The sequence below is a fragment of the Brucella oryzae genome (assembly GCF_041929965.1).
Taxonomy (GTDB): domain Bacteria; phylum Pseudomonadota; class Alphaproteobacteria; order Rhizobiales; family Rhizobiaceae; genus Brucella; species Brucella oryzae.
Map to the genome: position 1 here is coordinate 1 of NZ_JBHEEO010000043.1, position 10,317 is coordinate 10,317.

Here is a 10,317-nt window from a genome sequence, read left to right on the forward strand (position 1 = left end):
CGAGACGATCCGCAAAGCGCGCCGCCGGGCGACCGCCCAGTGCAAGAGCAAGATGCCGAACGAGGCAGTCCAGACGGGCTGTCCGGCGAGCCATGGGACGGATCACATCATCACCGAAGCGCTCGGCGAAGATCTTTCTGCGGCAATGGACGGCACTACAGACGAAGCGTCGGACGGACAGGTGCAGTTCGATCCTTCGGCCCGCACACGGCAGATCGGCAATCATTCGAGAGTAGCGACTATGAACACGACGGGAGGCGGTTCCGCAGTGGGGGCATGTGCAATCTTGGGATCGACCGTAGGCGGCGACGATAATCGCGTCGCCGGCATCACGCACCTCATCAACGTTTAGTTCGCTAGGGATAAGATCAGAGAGACGGAACTGGGCTTGCATGGCGCTGATTCTCCTCTGGAAACAACGCCAATTGAATCCAGAACATCAGCGAGATTGAGTCAGAGCCCTTTTTGGACGCCGATAAGGGGTCCCGTTTAAACGCCGATTGACACCTTTTCCCAAAAAAGGTTCGTTCCGCATGCGTCACCCGCGGGATCGCCGTTGGAATTTCGACCCCCTCGACGAGACCGGCCGCGTCTCAAACGATCTCTCAAACGCTGGCCACCTTACGGGTGGAACGGGCACTGAATTCGAGAATGGCACTCGGTGCCGCATAGCCGGACCCCGATGTGATTAGCAATCGGCGCACCGAATTAAACGTTGATGGAGTGCGTTATACCAATGACTTGATGGTCGTTCGCGTCTACGGCATCGCTTTAAAATACTTCTGCCTGAATTGGCCGAAATTAATGTGGCCACGATGATTGATCGCGCGGCAAGCGATTGTCTGGGTCGTGAACGTCAACTTCATCTCCAGCGATAAGATTAGCTGGAAAAATCACGAGATTGGTTCCCCCAGCATGGCGGAGGGATGGAAAGAGTAGGCCTCGCAAACCGGCCGAGATGATTTCGTCAGCAAGTTTCCAGGATGGCGGCGTCTTTTTATCGATGCGAGCGATTTTCCGCCATGGACAATCCCAATCAGCCCACGCGTCGTCCCAATGAACGGGATCGTATCCTCTCGAAAGGTCAGCCACTTCTCCAAGGGTGATCGTGTAAGCCGCAAGTGTAGCAGGCGGCGTAATGCTCGCCCCTTGTCGATACTCCTCGAGTGCTGTCTGCGCCGACACTGACAGATACAGAGCCTCTACGCCGGGACGATTAAAACGTCCCCCATCTGCTGCAGCGCCAGCCCCACTGATTGGAAGGAATGCCCATTTCGGTGTTAGATAACGATGAAAAACGTCCTTCGGTCCGATACGGACGAGCTTCATCCCCGCGCTCCGTTCTCCAGGTCCCTGATATAGGCCAGAACAGCTTCTATCTCACCATCTGCAACAAGTTCTGCGGCTGTGCGGTGGTCATAATCAGCAATAGGCTCATTCCGATACCAGTAGATCGCCTTCTGGAGATCACCAGTCAGTTCAGCCGCTGCGGATATTACTTTTACCATTTCCCGCATTCTGCCTTGCAAACGTTCGGAAGATGGATTGCGTAGCGTGTTACGATGAACACCCGTCAATTCTGCAAGATTTGCAACCTTGACCCCAAGCGCTTTCGATAGCCGCGATGGCGAGATATAGGGTGTCCGAGGCTCCTGAAGACTGTCAACAAAGCCTGAAACCACAGCATATGCTCGATCTGTCTGCGCCTGTGTCACATCACACCTCCGCTCAATAATACGCACAGTATATGCATATTTTTTTACACATCAAGTGCAAGCGCATACAGTGACCACTCTGGAAAGAGAAAAAGCTCATTGGTTTCAGGGTCTATCGAAGATTCCAGGATATGATGAATAGCATGAAACAACTTTCCGCGCCCAAGTGTGGATACGCGTGCTTCACGTGCGGCTCGGCGTCCTTGCGAAAAAAGCCAGGGTTTAAATTCCAACCGAAGAAAATTATACGTTGGGCGTTCAACGTGGACGACAACTGACCTGATTACGTTGAACGGCCCTGGCGTCTTTGGGAAGAGCGTCAGGGCCTTTTTAATAGGTCGACGGTTCGATACTGGTCAAATCATCCGGCCATGCAAATCCACGCTATTTTGGAAATTAAATAATCCTGCTGATAAATAAGAGCGTGCCGAGACCACAGGCAAGTGCCATAACGACAAACGGGACAGCCGGTAGCCGACCGAGCCAATTCGGATGATCGGATACGCGTGCAGTACGTATCACTTCCTCGCCTTCGGTTAGAAGCGACTTCAACGTACCGGATCTGTGAAAATCGGGATTGCCCTCCATGGCCCCTCTCCTCTTTATATATATCGATTTTTACCATCGAGACAAAAAACGGTCATCCCTAACTTTCGTCCATTTCTACGTCGTTTGACGGATAACAGACCGGGCACACAGGGATAGTTCACCGAAATGAATCGGTCCGAGCTGATTGATTCAAAACTGTCGTTAGACGGGAGGGAGGGTTTCGGCGATCTTTCTGACATGATCGCCCAGCAGTTTCATCTTTATGTCGAACGGACAAACCCGGATAAAAACATGGCCCGTTACTACGCCATGCATATTTCCTATTCGTTGTTTGGAGAACCCTGCCTGACACGCCAGTGGGGGCGGATCGGGACCGCCGGACAGGTCAAGCTACAGCATTTCGAACAGGAAGCAGAGGCCATCAAAATGTTCCTGACTATGGCGCGGAAAAAACAGTCGCGAGGCTATAGGCCCAGATAAGAATCTCGGGCCTGCCGTGAGTGTAGCTACCGTTACAATTTGACCAAAAAAGAACGCCCGCTTCGCAGGGAGGAGGAGAGCGAAGCGGAACCACTGGGCAGATCATGCTACAGCATTTCGAATACGAAATGGAGGCAGTTCAGATGTTTCTGACCTTGGCTCGAAAAAAGAAAACGCGGGGTTACATATCTCGAAGATTCAGCCACCATAGTTCAGTCTAATTTGAGCCGATCTGCCAATCTAGCCATGAGATCCATTCGTTCGTGAAAAATTGCGACCACCAAGGCAGATGCATTCTCGCGCGGTAAGCAAAAAACGTAATGATGTTCGCAGTGCGCCATCCGCAACATCGGAAATAGTGCGCTCATATCCTTAAAAGTACCTTGCCCGGCAGCAAGGTGGGCAATTCCACGTTCAAGCTTGCCGATATAGCGCCGTTGCTTGCGCGTGTAGCGGATGATATGGCGCAAATCCGCTTCCGCCTCTACCGTAAGGACATAGGCCGTCAAGCGCTATTCCCGTCCAGTTCATCATCCAGAATTTGGCCGATGCTCTTGGTAGATACATTGCCCGCAAGGCCATCGCTGATGCGACTTCCCAGCACGGTTTTAAGTTCCTGCCATGCCTGATCGGCATTAACATCACCTGGAAACAGACGTTCGAGAGCGTATTGCTTAATAGTCTTGCCCTGCAAGGCCGCCAATGCCTTAAGGCTTTGATGCTGCTGATCTGTTATGTCGATTGTCAGACGGCTCATAAGGGCTGCCTCCATATAAATACACAAACCCACATTAGCACATTTGCGCGGAGATTGCCACCACTACATCTCGCCAATTGGCGCTCGTGGAGAATCCATAGTTTAACTGCAGCGATTGCGAGGTGGCGAAAGCGCAGCCAAAGGCACAGGCAAGCATGTTCCCTTTTTGTTTCGAATACTCTAGTAAAGTACAAATGGACATGTCAGCCGATTACCCGCGGTCCCGTGTTCAAAACCATTCATGCGTGACGAGGACATATGGCAGCGGCCCATCTGGAAAAACTGAATGATCGCCAGCGACAAGCGGTCGAGCATGGCGTCGCCATGCCGGATGGTACGATCGTCGGTCCACTTTTGATCATCGCGGGTGCCGGATCGGGCAAGACGAACACATTGGCGCATCGTGTGGCTCACCTGATCGTCAATGGCGCTGATCCGCGCCGGATATTGTTGATGACATTCTCGCGTCGCGCGGCGTCCGAAATGGCCAGGCGTGTCCAGCGTATCTGCAAACAAGTGCTTGGCGATCATTCGACCGTCATGACGGACGCTCTGGCCTGGGCGGGAACGTTTCATGGAATGGGCGCGCGTCTTTTGCGCATTTACGCCAAACAGATCGGGCTCAGCGCCGACTTTACCATTCATGACCGAGAAGACAGCGCCGATCTCATGAACCTCATTCGTCATGAACTGGGTTTCTCGAAAATGGAAAGCCGCTTTCCAACCAAAGGCACCTGTCTCGCAATCTATTCGCGGGTCGTCAATTCCGAGAGTACAATCGGCGTGGTGTTAAAGAATGCCTATCCTTTTGCCCTTGGCTGGGAAGATCAGTTGAAACAGCTCTTTGCCGCCTATGTGGACGCCAAACAGCATCAAAATGTGCTCGATTATGATGATCTCCTGCTTTACTGGGCGCAGATGATGTCGGATGCCGCGCTTGCCGAGGATGTCGGTCATCGTTTCGACCATGTTCTGGTTGATGAATATCAGGACACAAACCGCCTTCAGGCATCGATCCTGTTGGCGCTGAAACCGAGCGGGCATGGTCTGACGGTTGTTGGTGATGATGCGCAGTCGATCTATTCCTTCCGCGCTGCAACCATTCACAACATCCTCGACTTTCCCAAGGAATTTTCTCCAAAGCCAGCCGACGTCATCACACTCGATCGCAATTATCGTTCAACACAGCCCATCCTTGCTGCCGCGAATGGAGTGATCAGTCTCGCCCGCGAGCGGTTTACCAAGAACCTCTGGACCGATCGTCAATCGGAGCAACGGCCCATGCTTGTGACGGTTCGGGACGAGAGCGATCAGGCGAACTATATTGTCGAGCAGGTCCTGGCGAACCGTGAGGTGGGCGTCAGGCTCAAACAGCAGGCGGTGCTGTTTCGCACGTCAAGCCATAGTGGCGCTTTGGAAGTCGAACTTACCCGTCGCAACATCCCCTTCGTGAAATTCGGCGGTCTGAAATTCCTCGACAGTGCGCATGTGAAAGACCTGCTCGCTACATTGAGGTTTGCGCAGAATCCGCGCGACCGTGTTGCGGGCTTCCGCCTTTTGCAGATGCTACCCGGCGTTGGCCCGCAAACGGCTGGCAGGATTCTTGACACCATTGCCCTGGACCCGGAACCTTTGCAGTCGCTTGCAGAAATTCCGCCACCGCCAAGAAGTGGGGACGACTGGCCAGCTTTCATTGATCTCCTCTCCAGCCTACGAAAAGCCGAAGGCGGTTGGCCAGGAGAAATCGGCCTGGCGCGCGTCTGGTACGAGTCCCATCTTGAACGTCTTCATGAAGACCACGATACACGCAAGGCGGATCTGGTTCAGCTCGAACAGATCGCCAACGGCTATCCGAACCGTGAACGCTTTCTCACCGAGCTTACGCTTGATCCACCGGATGCAACGAGCGATCAGGCTGGCGTGCCGCTTCTTGATGAGGACTATCTCATCCTTTCCACCGTTCATTCCGCCAAAGGTCAGGAATGGCGCTCCGTTTACATGCTCAACGTCGTTGACGGCTGTATGCCCTCTGATCTGGGGGCGGGAACGACGGCCGAGTTGGAAGAGGAACGCCGCCTGCTTTATGTCGGCATGACACGGGCCCGCGACAATCTCGCTCTCATTACACCGCAACGTTTTTTACCTATGGGCAAAATGTGAAGGGCGACCGGCATGTATATGCTTCGCGAACGCGATTCATCCCCGCCACACTCCTTCATTTATTTGAGACGACCAACTGGCCCAAAGTAGCAGCAACCGCCAGCGTAGCCAGCGCGCGCAATGTCCGCATTGATGTCGGCGCACGGATGCGAAGCATGTGGAAGTGATGTTCCGCGTTCCATACGCGCGCGAATGGAAAAACATGCTGTCAAGAAGCCCTTCCAGCCATTGCAAACGCCTAGGTTGAGGAGTGGCGGACATAACAACTGTGCAGCTTAGATCGTATAACAACAACACGGCAGAGATCGCCAGGATGACGCCAACGACCCTTTTCCTGATGGTGAGACAACCATTGAGAATGGATTTCTTCTGGCAACGTCCAGTATGATGTGACTCTTTGCTTTGCAGGCGTGACTCCGCTTGACTCTTCGGAAGGCCGGGTGTTTTTGCCGGAAGTGCTTTATCGCTACAGAAATGCCGACAGGATAGCCTCACGCCATTACAATAAAGTCTCTTTCGCCCGCAGCGACAGCCAAGCGGCATGGCTTTTGCTTTAAGCAGACGGGAGACACTTTACGGGAATAAGACAATGTCCAACTCAACCACCATCCATAACGACGGAAATACACTGTTTCCGATCGTTCTTTCCATCGTTGCCGCTGCGGCAACGGGCGTTCTCTGGGCTTACGCCAATCCGATCCAGCTGGTTCCGGGTGTGATCCAGTGGCGCATTTTTGCTTTCCTGCCGCCGCTAGTCGGTATTCTGCTGGGCCGCAAGAGCGGTTTCATCTGCGGCTATCTCGGCACAATCATTTGGTCGCTACTCGCTGGCACCTTTATTCCTGCGCATTCGCTACTCATCGACGGCATCATGGTTGGCCTAACCGGCCTGATCCCCGGCATACTGTTCGATCCGAAGACCACGACTTTCAATCGCACAACGCTGATTAAAATTGCAGCGACCTGCCTTATTGTTGGCCTCTTGATGGTTGCCGCCGTTTCGGCAAGCCTTGCCTATCTTGGCATTTTTCCGTTCTGGTGGGCCGTCATGTATCTCGGTCTTTCCGATATCGTTCCGATGCTGATTGGCACCCCGCTTTTGGTGGTTCCGGCCCTGAAGATTCTCAAGGGCGCGCATCCGTCCGGTTTCACGCATTTCTGAGAGCGGGCCCGGAAAAGTGCTCCAACTGCAGAATGTTAAAGTGAGCTTTGGCGATTCCGTTCTGGCAATCGCCGAGGCCAGCCTCGATATCCGTGACGGCGAACGCCTTCTGGTCTGCGGCGCGGGCGGTAGTGGCAAGACCACACTGCTCAACGCTGCATCCGGCATTGTGCCGCGTCTGATTACCCCGCAGGTTTTTGGCGGCGATGTGACGCTGAACGGCAAGCCCATCTCTTCCATATCGAAGGATGAGCTGTTCAGCACAGTCGGTGTGGTTTCGCAGAATGTGGAAGACCAGCTCTGGGATCTCAGCGTCGAAGACCTGATTGCCTTTCCGCTGGAAAATCGCGGCCTTGCCAAAGACGCCGTCCGCACGCGGATTGACGATCTTCTCAACGAGCTGGAACTGAACGCCCTGCGTGGCCGTCGCGTGCTGACCCTTTCGGGCGGCGAGCGGCGCATGGTGGCCATGGCCGCCGCACTGGCTGCCGAGCCGAAGCTCCTGATCCTCGACGAGCCGACCACGGGTCTTGATCCGGCGGCGCGCCATCGACTCGTGCGGGTTCTCAAAAAGCTCGGGGCGGAAATTCCGGCCCTGCTGATCGCCGAACAGGATCCTGCCTCCTTGCAGGCCGTCATCACTGATGTCGGCCTGGTGAAGGAAGGCAAGCTTGCGCCTGTCGTGCCGCTTGCTTCCATCATCAATGATGCGGGAGCCTGGGAAGATGCGGGTGTTCTGCCGCCTGTGGCGGTGCGCAAGCGCCTTGCCGGTGGCAAAGCCGATGGTCAGGTGCTCGTTTCCGTGTCGGGCATCAAGACGCAGCTTCAGCGCCGTGATGGCCAGCCGGTTCTTGAAAACGTGAATTTCCAGATACGGGCGGGCGAGGTCGTCGGTCTGATTGGCAAGAACGGTGCGGGCAAGACCACGCTGTTCCAGTCCATTCTGGGCCTTCAGAAAATTGCTGCCGGTTCTATCACCATTGGCGGCGAGAATGCCGACAAGTGGACGGCGGCCAAGCGTGCCCGTTCGGTTGCCTATCTGCCGCAGAACATGCGCCGGATTCTGTTCAACATGACGGTGCTGGAAGAGGTGGTCTTCGCCATCACAGCGGCAACCCGCGCGCCGAAGGATGATGCCATCACCGCCCGCGCAACGGCATGCCTGCACAAATATGGTCTGGGCGGCCACGAGGAAACCAACCCGTTCGCGCTTTCCTCGCGGCAGCAGGCCTTGCTTGGTCTCGCCTGTGCGGAAGCGGCGGGCGCTTCGGTTGCCATTCTCGATGAGCCGCTTCTGGCACGCGATCTCAACGGTCGCCGTATGCTGGAACTGTTCCTCGAAACCGCACTCAGCGAAAACCGTGCCGTGATGCTGATCTCGCACGATCTGGAACTGGTGGACGATGTGTCGTCCCGTGTCATGATCCTCGATAACGGCCATGTCACTTTCGATGGCGATGTGGATACGTCCTGGGCTTCCGATGCCTATGGCGCACTGGCCTGGCCCAAACCGCGTGTCGTCGAGACGGGAGAAGCCGCATGAAAATCTTCTACGATTTGAACTTCTTCGTGAAGCTCGTCGCGGCTTTTCTGGTCATGCTTGCAGCTTGGCTGGTGCCCGGCTGGCATTATGGCGTACCGCTGGCGCTGGTGACGGTCGGCTTTCTTGTGCTGGTAAAGGTGCCGGGCCTGCGCGGCTATCTCAAGGGTGCGATGCTGTTGACGCTGCTCGTCATGGCGAGCTGGATTCTCAATCTCGTGCTGCAAGGCATGGCCGTCGTGGATACACTGCCGATTGCCGCCGGTATGGCGGCGCGGCTGGTGACGACCACGGCTGCCTTCTATTTTGTAATGGAAACCAGCACGCCGGGTTCCATTCTGGCAGCGGCAAGCGCTGCGCGTCTGCCGCCTATGGTAACGCTAGTACTGTCGCTGACCTTTGGCATCATCCCAATGCTGCGCGAGGATTTCGAACGTATCGCGGATGCGCAGCGCGCCCGCGGCATGGAAATCGATGACGTCTCCTTCCCGATGCGCCTGCGTTTTGCGCTGGCGCGCGGTGTTCCGCTTCTGGTGCAGGCAATCCGCATGGCGCATGCCATTTCGCTTTCGCTCGCCATTTATGGCTTCGACACCAAGCGCAAGCGCACCACATGGCGCAACGTGGGCCTGCTGGTTGAATCACGGCTGAATACCAAGGACATAAAACGATGACTGAAGACAGCACGAAACTTTCCGGCAATGGACAGGTCTGGACCGTCGATGTGGCAGGCCGCAAGGTCGATCTGCCGATTGTGCCGATCAATCCGAACTTCGCCATTTCCCTGATGATGGTCATTGATCTCGGTGTTCGCTTCGGAGAACATGTGGGCAAAGCGCTGGCCGAAAAGCTGGCGCCGCTGAGGCCCGATGTGATCGTCGGTGCTGCAACGCTCGGCATTCCGGTAGCGATTGAAGTGTCGCGCGCGCTTGGTCTTGACGATTATGTCGTGTTGCAGAAGTCGCCGAAAATCCATCTCGGCGATGCACTGGTGCAGACGATTTCCTCCATCACCTCCAAGGGCGAGCAGCGTTTGCTTCTCGATCGTCAGGCAATCCCGCTTCTCGAGGGAAAACGCGTGGTCGTGGTGGACGACGTCGTGGCATCGGGTTCAAGTCTCAAGGGATCAGTCGAGTTGGTGCGCAAGGCAGGTGGCGAGGTCGTCGGCATCGGCGTCATCCTCACCGAAGCCAAGGACTGGCAGGCCACACTGGGCGAAGATGTGAAGCTACTTCATAGCCTCGCGCATATTCCGCAGTTCGACAATCAGAATGGCGAGTGGACGCCGATTCTTGATAGCTTTCTGTGAAGACCAACGGAGCCCCGTAACCCTTCACTTTAGGACAGTCGCACCCGGCGACTGTCCTTTGCGGCCTTTGAACTTGGGGGTTCTAGAGCACGTCCGTTGTACGCGGAATCGCGATAAGGATTCCCTTGTTGGCCGAACTCTGCTTCTATTGCCCCATTGATGATTTAGTCCATGGCAAAGCGACCCGAGCTTTCAGCGACGATCTTCGTAGCCGGGTTTTGGCTGTGTCATGGGATGGCACGGCGATGGTGCATCAAATCGCCGGTGAGTTTCAGAGTTTTTATAGCATTGGCTTTTAATGTTTTGGTTCGTTGAGAATTTGGATCAAGCCAATGCCTTTCAAGCACAAATTCCGCCCGTCGTCACCGGATACCCAAGCAGAAGTTCAAGGTCACGAACTGGGCGGAGTACGAAGCAGGCTTGCGTCAGCGCGGGAGTGTTACTTTCTGGATCAGTGAAGCAGCTATAGCCGGATGGATTGCACCACTGCGCAAGACGCGCGGTGGTCAATGTCGCTATTCTGACCTGGCTATTGAGACGACGCTGATATGTGGCAAAGTGTTTAACCGGCAGTGTCGCAAAGTTTTGAGAAGGATAGAAGCGCTCTTATCTCTGGACGCACTTATGCTGCGAGTTGCGCGAATG

Annotated in this window: 11 protein-coding genes and 3 pseudogenes; 8 read left to right on the forward strand and 6 right to left on the reverse strand. The window is 55.1% G+C overall.

What is annotated here, in order from left to right:
- From JNC70_RS22320 to JNC70_RS22335, 4 genes are all read right to left on the reverse strand, one after another.
- Positions 1 to 394: transposase family protein (locus tag JNC70_RS22320; RefSeq protein ID WP_374789020.1), on the reverse strand; the 394-nt coding region annotated here is incomplete at its 3' end.
- Positions 395 to 801: 407 nt separating this feature from the next.
- Positions 802 to 1,329, reverse strand: a complete 528-nt coding sequence (locus tag JNC70_RS22325) for an RES family NAD+ phosphorylase (protein ID WP_213507507.1) — start codon at positions 1,327 to 1,329, stop codon at positions 802 to 804.
- A complete protein-coding gene (locus JNC70_RS22330; protein ID WP_121987355.1) occupies positions 1,326 to 1,715 on the reverse strand; it encodes a hypothetical protein in 390 nt (129 codons plus the stop codon). Before JNC70_RS22330 ends, JNC70_RS22325 begins: the two co-directional genes overlap by 4 nt.
- Before the next feature lie 396 nt (positions 1,716 to 2,111).
- A complete protein-coding gene (locus tag JNC70_RS22335; protein ID WP_374789021.1) occupies positions 2,112 to 2,303 on the reverse strand; it encodes a hypothetical protein in 192 nt (63 codons plus the stop codon).
- A gap of 198 nt (positions 2,304 to 2,501) precedes the next feature.
- Here JNC70_RS22335 and JNC70_RS22340 point away from each other — a divergent pair, with 198 nt between their 5' ends.
- The gene (locus JNC70_RS22340) at positions 2,502 to 2,744 is read left to right on the forward strand and encodes a WGR domain-containing protein (RefSeq protein WP_151558817.1); all 243 of its coding nucleotides are present in this window, start codon (positions 2,502 to 2,504) and stop codon (positions 2,742 to 2,744) included.
- A 92-nt stretch (positions 2,745 to 2,836) separates the two neighbouring features.
- Positions 2,837 to 2,965 (forward strand): annotated as a pseudogene (locus JNC70_RS22345) (WGR domain-containing protein); the annotation flags it as partial.
- Here the strand turns inward: JNC70_RS22345 and JNC70_RS22350 are convergent.
- Both JNC70_RS22350 and JNC70_RS22355 read right to left on the reverse strand, forming a co-directional pair.
- Complete coding sequence (locus JNC70_RS22350; protein ID WP_151558813.1) at positions 2,957 to 3,253, reverse strand: type II toxin-antitoxin system RelE/ParE family toxin; 297 nt, start codon at positions 3,251 to 3,253, stop codon at positions 2,957 to 2,959. The pseudogene JNC70_RS22345 and the gene JNC70_RS22350 sit on opposite strands and share 9 nt — an antisense overlap.
- Positions 3,250 to 3,501: a type II TA system antitoxin, ParD family gene (locus tag JNC70_RS22355; RefSeq protein ID WP_151558811.1), complete on the reverse strand. Its 252-nt coding sequence runs from the start codon at positions 3,499 to 3,501 to the stop codon at positions 3,250 to 3,252. Before JNC70_RS22355 ends, JNC70_RS22350 begins: the two co-directional genes overlap by 4 nt.
- 258 nt (positions 3,502 to 3,759) lie before the next feature.
- On the opposite strand from JNC70_RS22355, the pseudogene JNC70_RS22360 reads away from it, so the two are divergent.
- From JNC70_RS22360 to JNC70_RS22385, 6 genes and pseudogenes are all read left to right on the forward strand, one after another.
- Positions 3,760 to 5,828: pseudogene (locus tag JNC70_RS22360) on the forward strand (ATP-dependent helicase).
- Positions 5,829 to 6,250: 422 nt separating this feature from the next.
- The gene (locus tag JNC70_RS22365; protein WP_374789022.1) at positions 6,251 to 6,823 is read left to right on the forward strand and encodes an aminotriazole resistance protein; all 573 of its coding nucleotides are present in this window, start codon (positions 6,251 to 6,253) and stop codon (positions 6,821 to 6,823) included.
- A 40-nt stretch (positions 6,824 to 6,863) separates the two neighbouring features.
- On the forward strand, positions 6,864 to 8,366 hold the full coding sequence (locus tag JNC70_RS22370; protein WP_235914826.1) for an ABC transporter ATP-binding protein: 1,503 nt from the start codon (positions 6,864 to 6,866) through the stop codon (positions 8,364 to 8,366).
- Positions 8,363 to 9,037, forward strand: a complete 675-nt coding sequence (locus tag JNC70_RS22375; protein WP_247997192.1) for an energy-coupling factor transporter transmembrane component T family protein — start codon at positions 8,363 to 8,365, stop codon at positions 9,035 to 9,037. The genes JNC70_RS22370 and JNC70_RS22375 overlap by 4 nt, the downstream gene beginning before the upstream one ends.
- On the forward strand, positions 9,034 to 9,672 hold the full coding sequence (locus JNC70_RS22380; protein ID WP_247997191.1) for a phosphoribosyltransferase family protein: 639 nt from the start codon (positions 9,034 to 9,036) through the stop codon (positions 9,670 to 9,672). The genes JNC70_RS22375 and JNC70_RS22380 overlap by 4 nt, the downstream gene beginning before the upstream one ends.
- A 332-nt stretch (positions 9,673 to 10,004) precedes the next feature.
- Positions 10,005 to 10,317 (forward strand): annotated as a pseudogene (locus tag JNC70_RS22385) (transposase); the annotation flags it as partial.

Excerpts from the sequence above, each read along its gene's own strand:
- JNC70_RS22325 (WP_213507507.1), bottom strand. The coding sequence starts at position 1,329 with ATGAAGCTCGTCCGTATCGGACCGAAGGACGTTTTTCATCGTTATCTA.
- JNC70_RS22335 (WP_374789021.1), bottom strand. The coding sequence starts at position 2,303 with ATGGAGGGCAATCCCGATTTTCACAGATCCGGTACGTTGAAGTCGCTT.
- JNC70_RS22340 (WP_151558817.1), top strand. The coding sequence starts at position 2,502 with ATGATCGCCCAGCAGTTTCATCTTTATGTCGAACGGACAAACCCGGAT.
- JNC70_RS22355 (WP_151558811.1), bottom strand. The coding sequence starts at position 3,501 with ATGAGCCGTCTGACAATCGACATAACAGATCAGCAGCATCAAAGCCTT.
- JNC70_RS22365 (WP_374789022.1), top strand. The coding sequence starts at position 6,251 with ATGTCCAACTCAACCACCATCCATAACGACGGAAATACACTGTTTCCG.
- JNC70_RS22375 (WP_247997192.1), top strand. The coding sequence starts at position 8,363 with ATGAAAATCTTCTACGATTTGAACTTCTTCGTGAAGCTCGTCGCGGCT.
- JNC70_RS22380 (WP_247997191.1), top strand. The coding sequence starts at position 9,034 with ATGACTGAAGACAGCACGAAACTTTCCGGCAATGGACAGGTCTGGACC.